Origin of the sequence: Clostridium tetani (genome assembly GCF_900167265.1) — a bacterium.
Classification (GTDB): domain Bacteria; phylum Bacillota; class Clostridia; order Clostridiales; family Clostridiaceae; genus Clostridium_G; species Clostridium_G tetani.
On record NZ_FUWT01000005.1, the window covers coordinates 44510 to 62548 of the forward strand.

Below are 18039 nucleotides of genomic sequence, written 5' to 3' on the forward strand. Positions count from 1 at the left end.
AATAAAAATGGCACATAAACTATTAATAATAAACCCAGGCTCTACATCAACAAAAATAGGAGTTTTTGAAGATGAAAATTTAATATTTGAAGAAACTCTAAGACACTCAGCAGAAGAAATAGGAAAGTATTCTAATGTATATGAACAATTTCCTTTTAGAAAAGAAGTTATTTTAAATGTGTTAAAGGAAAAAGGATTCGATATTAATACTTTAGATGCAATAGTTGGAAGAGGCGGACTTCTAAAACCAGTAGAAGGTGGTACATACGAAGTTAATGATGCAATGCTTAAGGATTTAAGAGAAAGCGTTAGGGGAGAACATGCATCTAACCTAGGCGGAATAATAGGAAATGAAATAGCTAAATCTTTAAATATTCCTGCATTTATAGTAGATCCAGTAGTTGTAGATGAACTTCAAGACATTGCAAGAATTTCGGGAATGCCAGAAATAGAAAGAACAAGCATATTCCATGCCCTAAACCAAAAAGCCGTTGCTAGAAGATATGCAAAGGAAAATAATAAAAGCTATGAAGATGTAAATATAGTTGTAGTACACATGGGTGGAGGATCATCTGTAGGTGCTCATAAAAATGGAAAAATTATAGATGTAAATAACGCACTAGATGGAGAAGGACCATTCTCACCAGAAAGATCAGGGGGAGTTCCGATCGGAGATTTAGTAAGATTATGCTATTCAGGTAAATATACTCTAGATGAAATTATCAAAAAGATAAATGGAAAAGGTGGAGCTGTAGCATACCTTGGAACTAATGATTTTAGAGAAGTTGAAGAAAAAGCATTAGCTGGAGATGAAAAATATAAGTTAATATTAGATGCATTTATATATCAAATAAGTAAAGAAATAGGAAAATGTTCTGTAGTTCTAGAAGGAAATGTAGATGCTATAGTTTTAACAGGGGGAATAGCATATAGTAAATATGTAACAAAAGAAATAGAAAATAAAGTTAAATTTATAGCACCAGTAGTATTATATCCAGGAGAAGATGAACTTTTAGCATTGACACAAGGTGGATTAAGGGTACTTAATGGTGAAGAAAAAGCAAAAGAATATAAATAACTTTTTTTAAGGTGACTAAGTATACACTTAGTCACCTTAAAAATTTATTGTTAGAAGCACTAATTTATATTATAATTATTTTGTATACTTTTAAATGAAGTAATTAAAGGATTAAAAAGAAAGAGGTATATTGATATGAGTAGAATGTTTGGGACTGATGGTGTTAGAGGCATTGCTAATGAAGAATTAACAGCAGAAGTTGCCTATAATTTAGGTAAGGCAGGTGCCTATGTTCTAACAGAAGGAACCCATAAACCTAAAATAGTTGTGGGGATGGATACTAGAATATCTGGACATATGCTTGAAAGTGCTTTAGTAGCGGGAATACTTTCAATGGGTGGAGAAGCTATTTGTTTAGGAATTGTTCCAACTCCAGCGGTAGCACATTTAACTAGAAAGTATGGAGCAGATGCAGGAGTAGTAATATCAGCTTCACATAATCCAGTTGAATATAATGGAATAAAGTTTTTTGATAAAGGTGGATATAAATTACCAGATGAGCTAGAAGATAGAATTCAAAGTGTAATAGAGAATAATTTTGAAGGTGTTCCTTGCCCTACAGGCGAAGATATAGGAGAAAAGACAATAATAGATGATGCAATAAAGGATTACATAGAATTTGCCAAAGGAACTATAAAAGGAGATCTAAAAGGATTAAGAGTTGCTTTAGACTGTGCAAATGGGGCAAGCTATAAGGCATCAGTAGAGACTTTTAAAGATTTAGGTGCAGAAGTTTATGTAATTAATAATGAACCTAATGGGAAGAATATAAATAAAGATTGTGGCTCTACACATATGGAATCTTTAAGAAAATATGTAGTTGAAAAGGGCTGTGATTTTGGATTAGCCTTTGATGGAGATGCTGATAGATGCCTAGCAGTAGATGAAAAAGGGAATATTGTTAATGGAGATTTCATGATGGCAATATGTGCTAAATATATGAAAGACCACAAAAAATTAGATAAGAATACCATGGTAGTTACTGTAATGAGTAATATCGGATTGTTTATTGCTATGGAAAGAGAAAAAATAGATTTAATTAAAACAAAAGTTGGAGATAGATATGTACTAGAAGAAATGCTTAAAGAGGGATATAAAATAGGTGGAGAACAATCCGGACATATTATATTTTTAGATTATAACACTACAGGAGATGGATTGGTAACTGCATTGCAACTTTCTTCTATTATAAAGGATAGCAATAAAAAATTATCAGAATTAGCCTCTATTATGAAAGAGTTACCTCAAGTGCTTTTAAATGCTAAGGTGACCAATAATATGAAGAATATATATATAGAAGATGAAGAAATAGCAGGAGAAATAAAAAAAATAGAAGAACAAATGGAAGGTAAGGGTAGAGTACTTATAAGACCTTCAGGAACAGAACCTTTAGTAAGAGTTATGCTAGAAGGTGAAAATCAAGAAGAAATAGATAAAATAGCTCATGATTTAGTAAAATTAATTGAAAAGAAAACAAAATAATATTAGCTTAATGATGGGTAGAGATCCATACTATAATTAATGCATTTCTATCCATTTTTAAAATATAATAAAGCGCCAGGACTTAGGTGATGAAACTCAGACTATGGTCTGAGTAAGTTCGACTAACCAAATCACAGATTTGGAGTAAGATTAATGAAACTCAGACTATGGTCTGAGTAAGTTCCACCAACCAAATCACAGATTTGGGGTGTCACTTAAGTTGACGAGGATGGGGAGTATCGAATCTTCGGCGGGTGCCCCACGGTACTGCACTACCGTTAAAGATTGACAAAACCAAGGAGTAATTTTTGGTACAAATCAATCAGGTGTTAAAACCTTAAAAAAAGAAAGGAAGATGAATATGTGCGGAATAGTTGGATACATTGGAAAAAAGGAAGCTGCACCAATTTTAGTTGAGGGATTATCAAAGTTAGAATACAGAGGATATGACTCAGCAGGAGTAGCTATTATTGAAGACCAAGTAATTAGAACTAGAAAATGTAAAGGTAGATTAGTTAATCTTGAAGAAAAATTAAATGAGGAATCAATGATAGGGGATATTGGAATAGGTCATACAAGATGGGCTACTCATGGAGAGCCTTCAGACAAAAATTCACATCCTCATAATAATGAAAAAGGAACTATAAGTGTTGTACACAATGGAATAATAGAAAATTATATAGAGTTAAGAGAATGGTTAACTTCAGAAGGATATAAATTTGTATCAGAAACAGATACTGAGGTATTACCACATTTAATAGACTATTACTATAAAGGAGACCTATTAGAAGCTGTAATGACTGCAATATCTAAAGTAGAAGGAAGCTATGCAATAGGTGTAGTTTGTAGTGAAGAACCAGATAAAGTAGTTGCAGTAAGAAAGGACAGTCCTTTAATTGTAGGGCTTGGAGAAGAAGAATACTTTATTGCCTCAGATATACCAGCTGTATTAAATCATACAAGGGATATATATTTATTAAAGGATAATGAATTTGTTTTAATGACTAAAGATGGAGTTAAATTATTTGATAAAGAAGGAAAAGAAATAAAAAGAGAAATTTATCATGTAACTTGGAATGCAGATGCAGCTGAAAAAGGTGGATATGACCACTTTATGTTAAAAGAAATACATGAACAACCTAAAGTAATAAAAGATACAATGACTTCAAGAATAATGTTAGGAAAAGACATTAAATTAGACAATATAGAAATTTCTAAAGAACAAATGGAAAAAATAAATAAAATATATATAGTAGCTTGTGGAACAGCATATCATGCTGGACTAGTTGGAAAATACACAATAGAAAAATTAGCTAGAATACCAGTTGAAGTGGATATAGCTTCAGAGTTTAGATATAAAAATCCTATAATAGATAAAGATACTTTAATGATAGTAATAAGCCAATCTGGAGAAACAGCGGATACCTTAGCAGCCCTAAGAGAAGCAAAGAAAAAAGGTGCTAGAGTTATAGCAGTAACAAATGTAGTAGGAAGCTCAATATCTAGAGAAGCAGATGATATACTATACACTTGGGCAGGACCAGAAATAGCTGTAGCATCAACTAAAGCTTATGAAACTCAACTAGTTGCAATGTATATATTAGCGCTTTACTTTGCTCAAGAAAAAGGTACACTTAATAAAGAAGAATTAGAAGAGTTAAAAGAAGAAATGTTATCCATTCCTGATAAGGCAGAAAAATGTTTAGAAACTGATGAAATTATGAAAAAATTAGCTTCAAAAACTCATATGAAGAAAGATATGTTCTTCTTAGGAAGAGGTCTTGATTATGCTGTAGCATTAGAAGGATCTTTAAAATTAAAAGAAATATCCTATATACATTCAGAAGCTTATGCAGCAGGAGAATTAAAACATGGACCTATTGCATTAATAGAAGAAGGTACTATAGTTATAACGCTGGCAACTCAGGAAGAATTATTTGATAAAACTGTAAGTAATATAAAAGAAGTAACTACAAGGGGAGCAAAGGCAATAGGAATAGCTTTTGAAGGACAAAAGAATATGGATAAAGCTGTAGAGGAAGCTATTTATATTCCAAAGACTAAATCAATTTTTGCACCTTTATTATCCGTTATACCACTACAATTATATTCTTACTATGTATCCTTAGAAAAGGGATGCGATGTGGATAAACCAAGGAATTTAGCTAAGTCAGTTACTGTGGAATAGGGGTAAAATTGAAAAAAAGTTAAATGAAAAAATGAAGAGAAAATCAGGAGTTAAAGCCTGGCTTTCTCTCTTTTTTGTATGAACAAGAATAGAGGAAATATTAAATAAATGTAAAATTTTGATAGTTTGTTACTTCTGCAAAAGCTTATTTATGATAAAATTAATATGTTCTTGAAATATTTAAATTTGAGAAGTCAAAAATACATCTATATAATATTTGGTTTGTAATAAATTCAATGCGGATAACTAAAATATATATTTTAAAGGAGTATAACTATGAGTTTTAAATTTTTTAACATTACAAATGGAACGCATAATGGCAAGGATTTAGATACAACACCTAGTGAGTGGAAAAATATATTTTCATTTTGTATAGAGAAAGCAGATTCATTTAGTATAAGTTTTAATCTAGATAAAGATTTTAAACAGAGTGGTGAACCAATTTTACAAGTACCTAATATTCAAACTATGGAAACCACTTTTTGCGTTATTAATAATATAAAACAAGAACGGTGGAAGTTATTATTTTTATTTTATTTAAATAAATCAGAGTACTTTGTATTTTATGTACCAATAAGTGAAAGAAATACAGAATTTCTAAGTTTTATTTCAAAATTAAGTGATGTAAACATTAAAATATGTGAAAATAATAAAAATTATATTGAGATAAGTGGTAAACTAACATATACAATTAAAAAATTTATATCTAGTAGTAAAGAAATTGAGAGAATTATAAGTCAGTGTAAAATTAAGTTATTAACAAGTGATAGACAATTAGTTGTTTCTGTGGATGATTATGTATGTCTTACAATTACAGATGAAGAATTTGAAATCTTGTCACAGCAAGGTTTAAATTTTAGTTCTGATGAGATTGGCTCCAAAACAATGGATATAAGTGGTATGATAGCCAATAGTACAAAAGAAATAATTTATAAATTAGAAGAACCATACTTTCATAATGAAGATGAAGAAATTGACAATCTTAAATATTATCCAAGCAACTTAAAATTATATATAAATAATAGGGAAATTTTATTTATTAGCTCAGGCTTTATGAGATATTTATGTTTGAATAAAGAGGAACTGGAAATTATAAAAAGTAAAAAAATAAATGTTGATCAATGGAATTTGATAGAAGAAAAACATGATTATAAAGTTCCAGAAGATACATTTACTTATAGAGATTATTATGGATCAAACCAACCAGATGAAACCCTTTATAAGATAGCTAAAGGTATTGCTAATAATATAGCATTATTTACTAAAATACTATAAAATAAAAGAAATATATACAAACTAAAAATCACAGAAAAATAGGAGGAATAAATATGAACGACATCAGCAAAGAAAGTACAAAGTTTTTTTTAGAATATGAAGATGAATATGAAATTGATAGTTTAGCAGAAGTTATAGAGGAATACTTAAATAAGTATAGTACATACGATCATGAAGAACTAAGAATAGGTTGTTGGATAGAAGCTTGGGATGAAAATAATGAAGCGGATAAAATAGTTAAATTTATAGTTGAAAATAAAGATAGATTTCCAAACCTAAAAAAGATTTATTTTGGAGATATGGATTCTGAAGAATGTGAAATATCATGGATATTTAATGGGGATCTAGCTCCACTTATAAATAATTTTAATTTAAATTCATTTACAGCGCAAGGTGGAATGAATTTAAGATTTAAAAATCTAAAAAGTAACACATTAAAAGAATTAATAGTAATTTCAGGGGGAACTTCTAAGGAGACCATAGAAGATATAGCACTGGCAGAATTACCTAATCTTGAAAAACTAGAAATATATTTTGGTGATAGTAACTATGGATTTGATGCAAAAATAGAAGATATACAAGTATTTATGAATAAGAGCAAATATCCTAAACTAAAATACTTAGGACTTAAAAATAGTGAAATACAAGATGAAATTTGTGAAAAGCTATTCCAATCAGATATAGTAGAAACACTAGAAGTTTTAGACATATCTTTTGGTGTTTTATCAGATAAAGGAGCAGAAGTTATTCTTAATAATCTAGACAAGCTATCTAATTTAAAAGAAATAGACTTAACTTATAATTATATATCAGAAGATTTTTTAAATAAATTAGAAGAAAGCTTTGAAAAGCTTAATTTAAAATATTCATTAGATCAAGATGATGTATATGACCTTGATGAGGATGAAGAGTGGAGATCACCCTTTATATCAGAATAATATGAAGAGTAATTTTTTATTAATAGGAGATAAAAAGGGAAAAAGGTTAAAAGAATTTGTTAATTGCCTAAAAAGTGAAAATATATACAACTACAATATTGTAACATGGCAGGATTTATTAACAAATTTAGATATTATTAAAAAGCATATGCATAATAATACTATAATAAAAATTGAGCCACCAGAAAAAGATTTATACTTATATAAATCTTTTTTGAAAGTTGGTTTAAAAAAGGGAATAGTATCATCAAAAGAAATAGATAATATAGATTTTGAAAAATGTCCTATAATAGCACCAGCTCAATGGTATTGTGGTATAAAAGAAATGTTTTATGGCATTGAAGATATTGTAAATGCCAATAAAGGAAAAAATATTTTTATGACCACAAATATTAAAGAAACTTTAATTATGATGGATAAAAAGTTAACCTATGATTTTCTAGAAGAAAATATAAAAGATTTTTATTTACCTAAAAGGTTAAAGAATTATAAAGATTATGATGAGTTTAGAGAAGATACAGCTAATAAATATTTAAAATGTTTTATAAAATTAAGATATGGTTCAGGTAGTGAAGGGGTAATAGCCTATTCAAATAATCCAAGATTAAATGAAGAAATCATATATACATCCTTAAATTATTCTAAAGAAGAAAAAATATTTTTCAGTACATATAAAGTAAATTGTATTAAAGACAAAGATATTATAAAGAAAATGATTGATTGGGTGCTAGAAAATGATGCTCACATAGAAATGTGGATACCTAAAAGTAAATATAAAGGACAAGCTTATGATACTAGAGTTATAGTAGTAAATAATAAAGTGGAATATTTATTATCAAGACTTAGTAAAACACCTATCACTAATTTACACCTAAGAAATAATAGGTTGGAAAGTGAAAAGTTTATAGAACCTAAAAATATAGAAATAATTAAAAAGGCATCGGAATCAGTAATGAAAGCATTTAATAATTCATTTATATCGGGAATTGATGTAGTTATGAGTACAGGAAATAAGCCTTATATAATAGATGTAAATCCCTTTGGAGATTTGCTACATCACTTAATAGGAACAGAAAAAAATATATATTATAAAGAAGTTCAAGAATCCATTAAAAAGTTGGGAGAGATATTATGAACATTAATATGAATGAGGTAGTAGGAAAAGATGATATTTTATTTATAACTTTAGATACATTAAGATATGATGTTGCAAATAGGGCATATGAGAAGGGAAGTCTTCCAAATCTTTGTAAGGATGGACCTTTTGAAAAAAGACATACTCCAGGGAATTTTACATATTCAACACATCATAGTTTTTTTGGAGGCTTTTTACCTACTCCTAGCGATTATATACCTTTAAATAAAAGAGAACATTTATTTTTTATGAAAAATCAAATGATAAGAGGATTTAATTTAAAAAATACTTATTTATTCGAAGAAGGAAGTTTTGTTCAAGCTTTAGAAAAGGAAGGATATACAACAATTTGCATAGGTGGGGTTATATTTTTTAGTAAAATAAATGCACTTTGTAGTAATCTGCCTAATTTATTTCAAAAAAGTTATTGGAATCCTAAATTTGGAGTTAATAATAAAAATTCTACTGAACATCAAGTGGAGTTTGCAATAAAAACTCTGGAGAAGCTGGATAAAAGTGAAAGAGTATTTCTTTTTATAAATGTTTCAGCTATGCATGGACCTAATTATTTTTATTTAGATAAATATAAAGATAGTAAAAATAAATATGATGAAAAAAAGAATATTCTAGCTTCAGAATTAGATTGTGTAGAAAGCCAAGAAGAAGCTTTATGTTATGTAGATAAAGCTTTAAAACCATTATTTGATTATATGAAAAAAAGAAATAGAACTTTTTGTATAACTACATCAGATCATGGAACTTGCTATGGTGAGGATGGATATGAAGGTCATAATTTATCTCATGAAATAGTTTGGACTGTTCCATATAAACATTTTTATTTATAAAAGTTAAGGGAGTAATTTAACATGACAGATTTGGAAAAATATATAGAGGAAAACCCTTATAAAAGTTACATATATTCTTATCCTCATAAAAAATCTTATAGAACCTTTGATAAAGCATTTGATTTAAAAAAGCTTTGGGAAAATAGAAAAAGTGATAATTTGACTTTGTATATACATATACCTTTTTGTTTAAATAAGTGTGGATATTGCAATTTATTTTCTACTACAGATTTTAATAAAGATAAAATGAGTAAATATGTGAATAAGTTAATAGAAGAAATTAAAGCTGTTAAAAATATATTAGATTTAAGAAAAGAAAGTGTATTTTATAGTGTAATATTTGGAGGAGGAACTCCCACAGCATTACCAAAGGACTTAATGGAAAAATTACTAATAGTTATAGAAAAGGATTTAAATATTGATTTTAAGAAAATATTTTTCTCTATGGAAACATCTCCAAATACTATGAATAAAGAGTATATTGATTTATTAAAAAAATTTCATATAAATAGAATAAGCATGGGTATTCAAAGTTTTAAAGAATGTGAATTAAAAGAAATATGTAGATTTGAAACTGTTAACAATATAAATAAATCATTAGAACTTATGAAAAAAGAAAATATAGAAATAAAAAATTTAGATTTAATATATGGCATACCTTCACAAAGCATGGAATCTTTTATGGATTCTTTAAAGAGAGTTATAGAATATAGACCAGAAGAAATATTTATATATCCACTGTATATAAGAGAGAAAACTAAGCTATATGAAAAATATAAAAGAGATTTTAATAAGATGACAAATATGTATGAGCTAGCTAAGGATGAACTTATAAAAAATGGGTATATACAAACATCTATGAGAAATTTTATAAGAGAGGATATGAATGAAAAATTATATCCATCATATAGTTGTCAAGAAAATGAGATGATAGGTATTGGATGTGGCGCTAGATCTTATATATCAAATATTCATTATTCTATAAAGTATGCTGTAAATCAAAGCAATATCAACAGTATAATAAATAATTATTTAAAAGAAGAAAATCTTTATTATGCAACTTATGGCTATATTTTATCTGAGGATGAGATAAAAAGAAAATATATATTAAAATCTATACTTAAAGTCACAGGTCTAGATTTAGAGGAATATTTTAAAAGATTTAATAAAAATATTTTTGATGATTTTAATGAAATTAATTTACTTATAGATAAAGGATTTTTAATAAAAAAAGGCACTAGAGTTTATCCTACAGAAAAAGGATTAAAATATTCTGATGCTATGGGATGTTTATTTATTTCAAACGAAGTAAATAAAAAAACACAAGATTTTTCGGAGTAAAGTAAATGATGTATACAATTATATACAGACCCAGCATAAAGTACTGTAACTATAGATGCGAATACTGTCCATTTTCTAAATATAAGTTTGACCAATCAAAGGTTGAAAAAGATAAAAAATTATTTAAAAAGTTTATTAATTTTATCACAGAAAGTAAAAATAATTTTAAAATATTTATAGCACCTAAGGGAGAAATTTTAGGTTTTGATTATTATAAAGAAGGAATTACGTATTTAAGCTATTTACAAAATGTTGAGGAAATAGTAGTTCAAACTAATTTAAGTAATAGTATAAATTGGGTGGATAATGTTAATAAACAAAAATTAAAACTGTGGATAACATATCATCCAAATGAAGTTGAATTAAATAAATTCTTTAGTAATGTTAATGAATTAAGCGAAAAGTATATTACTTTTTCAGTAGGAACAGTAGGTATAAAAGAAAATTTATATAAAATAAAAAAGCTTAAATTAAAAATAGAAAGTATAAAAAATACAAAACCTTATATTTGGGTAAATGCCTATAAAGATAAAAAAGATTATTATTCAGAAAATGATATAGATGAGATAAAAAAAATAGATCCACATTTTGAAATAAATATTAAAAATTATAAGTCTAATGGATTAAGTTGTAAAACTGGAGAATGTGTATTCTGGGTTGAAGGAAATGGAATTATCCATAGATGTTATAAAGATAGTGTGGTTTTAGGGAATATATATAAAGATAATTTAGAAGATATAAAGAAAAGCACTCCTTGTAGAAATAAAATATGTACTTGTTTTATAGGATATGTAAATATATACGATTTACAACTTGAGAATATTTATAAAAATAGTTTGATGGGAAGAATTATATGAAGATTTTAGAAGATTATCATACCCATACAAAGTTTAGCCATGGTGTAGGTACAATAGAGGACAATATTCAAATTGCAATAAAAAAGGGTTTAAAAACCATAGCTATAACTGACCATGGACCATTACTTTCTAATTATGGTATAAATATTAATGAATTTGACAAGATACAAGAAGAAATAAAGTTTTTAAGGGAAAAGTATGAAAAAAATATAAATATATTACTAGGAATAGAAGCAAATATAATAGATAAGTACGGAAACATAGATATAAATGAGAAAGTATTAAAGAATATAGATATTTTACTTGTAGGTATACACTTTGACATATCCCACATAGATCTTTTAAATAATATAAGAAAAAGAATTAATAAAAGAGATGATATAAAAAATCATATAAACAAAGAACTAATAACTGAAATAGAGTGTATAAATACATATGCTATGATAAAATCTATAGAAAACTATAATATAGATATTATAACTCATATAAATGACAAATTTCCTGTAGATGTTTTAAAAGTAGCAAAAGTTTGTCAAAAGTATGGAACTGCTATTGAAATAAACAATTTTCATAAACATCCTACTGTAGAGGAACTTTGTGAAATATCTAATGTGGAGAATATAAAATTTTCTGTGGGAAGCGATGCTCATAGACCTATGGATGTGGGGAATTTTAAAATGGCATTAAAGAAAATTAAATCATGTAAACTTGAAGATAAGATAATAAATAAGAAGGGTGTAGATTTTATTGAAGAATAAAAGGAAAACAGTTTTAATAACAGGTGCATCCTCTGGAATAGGCTATGAACTAGCTTATGTATTTGCGAAAAGCAATTATAATTTAATATTAGTGGCAAGAAGATTATATAAATTAAAGGAAATAAAGAAGTATCTTGAAAATTACTATAAAATATCTGTGGTGATAATGGAAAATGATTTATCAAAACCAAGGGCAGCTGAAGATGTATTTTATAAAATAAAGGATTTGGGCTTTGATATAGACGTACTTGTGAATAATGCTGGAGTAGGGCAGTGTGGTTTTTTTCATGAAATAGATTTAGAAAAACATAAAGATGTTATCCAACTTAATATAGTTGCTTTAACTGAACTTACTAGACTTGTAACTGTAGACATGGTAAAAAGAAAAAGTGGAGGCATATTAAATATAGCTTCCACTGGAGCATATCAACCAGGGCCTTTAATTGCTGTATACTATGCAACAAAGGCTTATGTTTTATCTTTTTCAGAAGCTCTTTATAACGAGCTTAAACCATATAATATAAAAGTTACAACACTATGTCCTGGAACTACAAGCACAGAATTTGCTAAAAACTCAGGAAAAGGTGAATTAAAAAATGCAATGAGTGCTAGAACTGTAGCTGAAATAGGATATAGAGCTTTAATGAAGGGAAAAAGAGTTGAAGTCCCTGGATTATTAAATAAAGTTTTAGTATTTATTTCTAAAATAACACCTAGAAAACTTTTGGCATCTATTGTAAGGTGTATACAAAGAAAAGCTATGAAAATAAAATAATTTATTTAGCCAATTAGTGTATATAAATCCTTCTCTTCTCTATTAATTCTGTCATTTAAGGCATTAATTATTTTCTTTGTTTCTTTTTCAAATAAAGATATATTAGAACAAATTTTAGACTTAGTATTAAATTTGTTTTTATAATCTTCAAAAACTGAACTTAAATAACCCCACTCATTTACAAAAGATTTAGCAGTAGTTTTTATTTTAGAAACTTCACTATTAAATAAATCTGGATATAAAAACTTATCTTCAGTTTGAAAATGAATTTTTAATTTACCAGATAATAAATTTATATTTAAACTTATCTTAGATGAATTACTTTCTATATTACACAATAAAGAGTTTATGTCTTCTATAATTTTACATATTTCAATATGTTGTCTTTTAAGGTTACCAATATACATTATTTCATCTCCCAATATAATTTATATGATTTGCCAATGTATCCATTATATATAATTATTAAAATATAATAAGTAACGTATGTTACGAATGATGAGAAAGTAAAAATAAATTAAATATATTGTTATTGGCATTTGACAAGAATAAATTCAAGGTGTATCATAGTTATTAGCATAAGCCAATAACTAAAGAAGAATCAAAACATAAATTTTCAAATAAATGGAGGTAATGTAATATGAAGATATGTATTCCGGTAGAAAAAAATAATGGATTAGAAAGTGTACCTTTCAACCACTTTGGATCAGCACCTTATTTCTTAATCTATGATTCAGAAAGCCAAGGAATAAAGGAAATTAAAAATGAAGATTTACATCATGCTCATGGTATGTGTCAACCTCTTAAAGCATTAGGAGGAGAAGCTGTAGATGCAATTTTAGTAGCAGGAATTGGAGCAGGAGCATTAATGAAATTAAATAACCAAGGAATAAAGGTATATAAGGTTAAAGAAGATACTGCTGCAAAAAATATTGAGCTTTTACAAACAGGACAATTACAAGAGTTCTCTGTTAACAATACTTGTAAACATGATCATGGATGCTCACACTAATAACTATATATTATTTGTAAAATGAATATAAATATAAATGCCCTTATCAAATATAGACTTTGATAGGGGTTTTTTAGTACATATAATTTCTTATTATACTAATTATAATGAATACTAATTCCATTCATAGAAAAAATATATATAAAAAGTTTAGTGAATGGATATGATTTTGATATAATAATAATATAAACAGATGTAGTTGAAAACAATAAGCATAGGAGGGATAAAATGAATAGTAAAATTAGAATAGGAATTGTAGGTTATGGGAATATAGGTAAGGGCGTAGAAAAGGCAATTAAACAAAATGATGACATGGAACTAGAAGCTATATTTACAAGAAGAGACATAAATAAAGTAGATAGTAATAATTCTAAATTAGTACATATTTCAAGATTAGAATTGTATAAAGATACAGTTGATGTAATGATTTTATGTGGAGGGTCTGCAACAGATTTAGTAGAGCAAGGTCCAATGATTGCATCACAGTTTAATACTGTGGATAGTTTTGATAATCATGGAAGAATACCTCAACATTTTGAGAGGATGGATGAGATATCTAAAAAAGCAGGTAACATAAGTCTGATATCCACAGGATGGGATCCAGGATTATTTTCATTGAATCGTCTTCTAGGGGAATCTATTTTACCAAAAGGAAAAACTCATACCTTCTGGGGCAAAGGAGTAAGTCAGGGTCACTCAGACGCAATAAGAAGAGTACAGGGTGTGAAGAATGGAATACAATATACAATACCAATAAAAGGAGCTTTAGACAAAGCTAGAAGCGGAGAACAATGTGACTTTACCACAAGAGAAAAACATGAAAGAGTTTGTTATGTAGTTCCAGAAGAAAATGCAGATTTAAAAAAGATAGAACAAGATATTAAAACCATGCCAGACTATTTTGCAGATTATAATACAACAGTTCATTTTATTACAGAAGAAGAACTTAAATTAAATCACGCAGGATTACCACATGGAGGTTTTGTAATAAGATCTGGAAATACCCAAGGTGGTGCAAAGCAGGTAATGGAATTTAATTTAAACTTAGAAAGTAATGCAGAATTTACTTCTAGTGTTTTAGTAGCTTATTCTAGAGCTATATATAAACTCTCAAAAGAAGGCAAAAAGGGAGCGGTTACAGTTTTAGATATTCCTTTTTCGTATCTTTCACCTAAAACACCAGAAGAATTAAGAAAAGAATTACTATAATTAAATAATAAACTATTAACTTAAAGAATAAAGTGGAGGTTGAAATATTATTTTGGCTTCCACTTTAAAATAAGATTTAATTATTACCTATAATAAATGGCATTAATTAAAAAGGGGAATATAATTAGATATGGATAAATATATTAGATTAGAGATTACAGCTGTAGACCGAATGGGAATGACTTTAAAAATATTAGATAAAATTTATGAATTAAATATAAATCTTACATCTGTAGAAGTATTTCCTAATAAAGTATATGTAAAAGTAGAAAATATACATAAAAATAAAATATCTAAATTAATAAAGAATATATATAGCATAGATGGTATATACAATATAAAAAAAGTGGAACTTCTTGAGCATGAAAAATATCATAGAAAGTTATTGGCGGTAATTGATTCTGTGGATGAAGGAATCATGTATATAAATAAGGATTTGAAAGTAGAGGTATTTAATAAATATTGTGAAAATATATTCTATTATGACAAAGGTTATATTGAAGGAAAAGATTTGAGAACATTAATAAAAGATGATTCAATAATAGATTTAATAAAAAGTGGAAAAAATGAAGAAAATATAAAAATCAAAGTAGATACGGGTAAAGGAGCCAAACAATATCTAACTACTATAACACCAGTAAAAGATGATGAAGATAATAATATAGGTGTTGTTTCTTCCATAAGGGATATAAAAAAAGTAATGGAAATTGCAAATGTGTTTTCCTCTAGCCATGAAGGTGTGTTTAAAGAAATAATAGGAAATAGTGAAGCAATAAAAAAAGTAAAAGAAATGATAAAATCTGTGGCTAAAAACAACTCTACAATTATGTTAAGAGGAGAAAGTGGAACAGGAAAGGACTTATTTGCAAAGGCAATTCATAATTTAAGTGTAAGAAGTAATAAAAAATTAGTTACTGTAAATTGTGCGGCAATACCTCCTAGTTTAATTGAAAGTGAATTATTTGGATATGAAAAGGGAAGTTTTACAGGAGCATCATCTAGTAGAGATGGTCTATTTAAAGAAGCTCATGAAGGTACTTTAATTTTAGATGAAATAGGAGAATTACCCTTGTTAGTACAAGCTAAACTTTTAAGGGTTTTACAAGAAGGTGTCATAAGAAAAATTGGTAGTAATAAAGAAGAAAAAGTAGATGTAAGAATTATATGTGCTACTAATAGAAATTTAGAATATATGGTTAAGAATAAAGAATTCAGAGAGGACTTATATTATAGATTAAATGTAATTCCTGTATTTATTCCTCCCCTAAGAGATAGAATGGAAGACATACCTATATTAACTGGATTCTTTATTGATAAATTAAATAAGAAATTAAATAAAAGAATTATGGGTGCAAAGCTTAAATTTATAGAAGAGCTTTTAGAGTATAAGTGGCCAGGTAATATAAGAGAACTTGAAAATGTAGTAGAAAGAGCCATGAACTTGTGTAGTGGAGATATGTTAAAAAAAGAGCATGTAATGTTGAATTTATCTAAAACACCTACTATTGAAGAAGAAACTCAAGATAAAGATTTAAAATTGAAAGATATAATAGAGACAGTGGAAAAAGAAGCAATAATAAAATCTTTAAAAAAGAATAAAAGTTTTAGACGAACAGCTAAAGCTTTAGGGGTATCGCATACAACCATTATAAATAAAGTAAACAAATATAATATAAAATGGAAAGAATAATTTACAGGTGTAAACATTAATTGCCAGATAACTTTGAACAAATGGTGTAATTGTTTACACGCAACTTTATATACTTGGAAATATATTACGAAACATTGAAGGCATAGAGTTTTTAATATAATTATAATTTTAGAATAAGTTGGAACGATTATTGCTTTATATATAATGGTAAAAATATATATAATTAGGGGGATATGATATGGATATAAAAAATATGGGATTTGGTACTAAAGCAATACATGGGGGAAATAAAAAAGATACACAGTATGGAGCATTGTCTACACCAATATATCAGACATCAACCTTTATATTTGACTCTGCTGAACAGGGTGGAAAAAGATTTGCAGGAGAAGAAAGTGGACATATATATACAAGACTAGGAAATCCTACAACTGGTCAATTAGAGGATAAAATGGCTATATTAGAAGGTGGAGAGGCTGTAATAGCAACTGCATCAGGTATGGGAGCTATATCTTCAGCATTATGGACAGCTCTAAAGGCAGGGGATCATGTAGTAGCAGGTGAAACATTATATGGATGTACATTTGCTTTATTATGCCATGGTTTACCAAGATTCGGTGTTGAAGTTACTTTTGTAGATACTACTAATTTAGAGGAAGTAGAAAAGGCTATAAAAGAAAATACAAAAGTAGTTTACTTAGAAACACCTGCTAATCCTAATTTAAAGGTAGCAGATATAAAAGCTATAAGTGAAATTGCTCACAAAAAGGAAGATTGTATGGTTTTTGTAGATAACACTTTCTGTACACCATGTATTCAAAGACCTTTAGAGTTAGGAGCAGATGTGGTAGTTCACTCAGCTACTAAGTACTTAAATGGACATGGAGATGTTCTTGCTGGATTTGTAGTAGGAAAGCAAGAGTTTATAAATAATGTTAGAGGTTTTGGAGTAAAGGATATGACAGGATCAGTTTTAAGTCCTTTTGATGCATTCTTGGTTTTAAGAGGATTAAAAACATTAGAAATTAGAATGGAAAGACATTGTGCAAATGCTCAAAAAGTGGCAGAATTTTTACAAGGACATGAAGCTGTTAGTAAGGTATACTACCCAGGTTTAAATGATTCTGAATATTATGATATAGCTAAAAAACAAATGAGAATGCCTGGAGCTATGATTTCCTTTGAAGTTAATGGAGGTTTAGAAGAAGGTAAAAAGATTATGGATAGTGTTAAGTTAGCTAATTTAGCTGTAAGCTTAGGGGATGCTGAAACCTTAATACAACATCCAGCGTCTATGACACATTCTCCATATACTAAGGAAGAGAGAGAAGCGGCAGGCATTAGTGATAATTTAGTTAGATTATCTGTTGGACTTGAAAATGTTGAAGATATAATTGAAGATTTAAGACAAGCGTTAGATACTATAAAAAAATAATAGGGTAAAAATAGGGTTTAAAAATTGAATATACGGGGCAAGTGGGGTAAAAATATTTGC

Annotated in this window: 16 protein-coding genes; 15 read left to right on the forward strand and 1 reads right to left on the reverse strand. The window is 27.8% G+C overall.

Annotated elements, in window-relative coordinates; genetic code table 11:
• The first annotated feature begins 7 nt into the window (after positions 1-7).
• From buk to B5D21_RS05060, 11 genes are all read left to right on the forward strand, one after another.
• Entirely contained in the window at positions 8-1078 is a 1071-nt protein-coding gene (gene buk / locus B5D21_RS05010; RefSeq protein ID WP_011100666.1) for a butyrate kinase, read from the forward strand.
• Between the two features lie 135 nt (positions 1079-1213).
• Entirely contained in the window at positions 1214-2560 is a 1347-nt protein-coding gene (glmM, locus tag B5D21_RS05015) for a phosphoglucosamine mutase (RefSeq protein ID WP_011100665.1), read from the forward strand.
• Positions 2561-2921: 361 nt separating this feature from the next.
• The gene (gene glmS, locus B5D21_RS05020; RefSeq protein ID WP_035111559.1) at positions 2922-4748 is read left to right on the forward strand and encodes a glutamine--fructose-6-phosphate transaminase (isomerizing); all 1827 of its coding nucleotides are present in this window, start codon (positions 2922-2924) and stop codon (positions 4746-4748) included.
• A gap of 276 nt (positions 4749-5024) precedes the next feature.
• On the forward strand, positions 5025-6023 hold the full coding sequence (locus B5D21_RS05025; RefSeq protein ID WP_011100663.1) for a hypothetical protein: 999 nt from the start codon (positions 5025-5027) through the stop codon (positions 6021-6023).
• Between the two features lie 53 nt (positions 6024-6076).
• Positions 6077-6961 carry an STM4015 family protein gene (locus B5D21_RS05030; RefSeq protein WP_011100662.1) on the forward strand — a complete coding sequence of 295 codons (885 nt, stop codon included), beginning with the start codon at positions 6077-6079 and terminating at the stop codon, positions 6959-6961.
• A 1-nt stretch (position 6962) separates the two neighbouring features.
• Entirely contained in the window at positions 6963-8096 is a 1134-nt protein-coding gene (locus tag B5D21_RS05035) for an STM4014 family protein (RefSeq protein WP_128993727.1), read from the forward strand.
• Positions 8093-8941: an STM4013/SEN3800 family hydrolase gene (locus B5D21_RS05040; RefSeq protein WP_011100660.1), complete on the forward strand. Its 849-nt coding sequence runs from the start codon at positions 8093-8095 to the stop codon at positions 8939-8941. The genes B5D21_RS05035 and B5D21_RS05040 overlap by 4 nt, the downstream gene beginning before the upstream one ends.
• Positions 8942-8962: 21 nt before the next feature.
• A complete protein-coding gene (locus B5D21_RS05045) occupies positions 8963-10282 on the forward strand; it encodes an STM4012 family radical SAM protein (protein WP_011100659.1) in 1320 nt (439 codons plus the stop codon).
• Positions 10283-10287: 5 nt separating this feature from the next.
• Positions 10288-11139, forward strand: coding sequence for an STM4011 family radical SAM protein (locus B5D21_RS05050; protein WP_011100658.1), 852 nt, complete (start codon positions 10288-10290; stop codon positions 11137-11139).
• Positions 11136-11897, forward strand: a complete 762-nt coding sequence (locus B5D21_RS05055; protein WP_011100657.1) for a PHP domain-containing protein — start codon at positions 11136-11138, stop codon at positions 11895-11897. Before B5D21_RS05050 ends, B5D21_RS05055 begins: the two co-directional genes overlap by 4 nt.
• Positions 11887-12672, forward strand: coding sequence for an SDR family NAD(P)-dependent oxidoreductase (locus B5D21_RS05060; protein ID WP_242651227.1), 786 nt, complete (start codon positions 11887-11889; stop codon positions 12670-12672). The genes B5D21_RS05055 and B5D21_RS05060 overlap by 11 nt, the downstream gene beginning before the upstream one ends.
• Positions 12673-12677: 5 nt before the next feature.
• On the opposite strand, the gene B5D21_RS05065 is transcribed toward B5D21_RS05060, so the two are convergent.
• Positions 12678-13079 carry a hemerythrin domain-containing protein gene (locus B5D21_RS05065; protein ID WP_035111574.1) on the reverse strand — a complete coding sequence of 134 codons (402 nt, stop codon included), beginning with the start codon at positions 13077-13079 and terminating at the stop codon, positions 12678-12680.
• A gap of 233 nt (positions 13080-13312) precedes the next feature.
• Here B5D21_RS05065 and B5D21_RS05070 point away from each other — a divergent pair, with 233 nt between their 5' ends.
• From B5D21_RS05070 to megL, 4 genes are all read left to right on the forward strand, one after another.
• Complete coding sequence (locus B5D21_RS05070) at positions 13313-13684, forward strand: NifB/NifX family molybdenum-iron cluster-binding protein (protein WP_011100654.1); 372 nt, start codon at positions 13313-13315, stop codon at positions 13682-13684.
• A gap of 228 nt (positions 13685-13912) precedes the next feature.
• Entirely contained in the window at positions 13913-14893 is a 981-nt protein-coding gene (locus B5D21_RS05075) for a diaminopimelate dehydrogenase (RefSeq protein WP_011100653.1), read from the forward strand.
• A gap of 130 nt (positions 14894-15023) precedes the next feature.
• Complete coding sequence (locus tag B5D21_RS05080; protein ID WP_011100652.1) at positions 15024-16583, forward strand: sigma 54-interacting transcriptional regulator; 1560 nt, start codon at positions 15024-15026, stop codon at positions 16581-16583.
• 199 nt (positions 16584-16782) lie between these two features.
• Positions 16783-17979 (forward strand): methionine gamma-lyase, encoded by a 1197-nt coding sequence (megL, locus tag B5D21_RS05085; RefSeq protein WP_011100651.1) that lies wholly within the window; start codon positions 16783-16785, stop codon positions 17977-17979.
• Positions 17980-18039 lie beyond the last annotated feature (60 nt).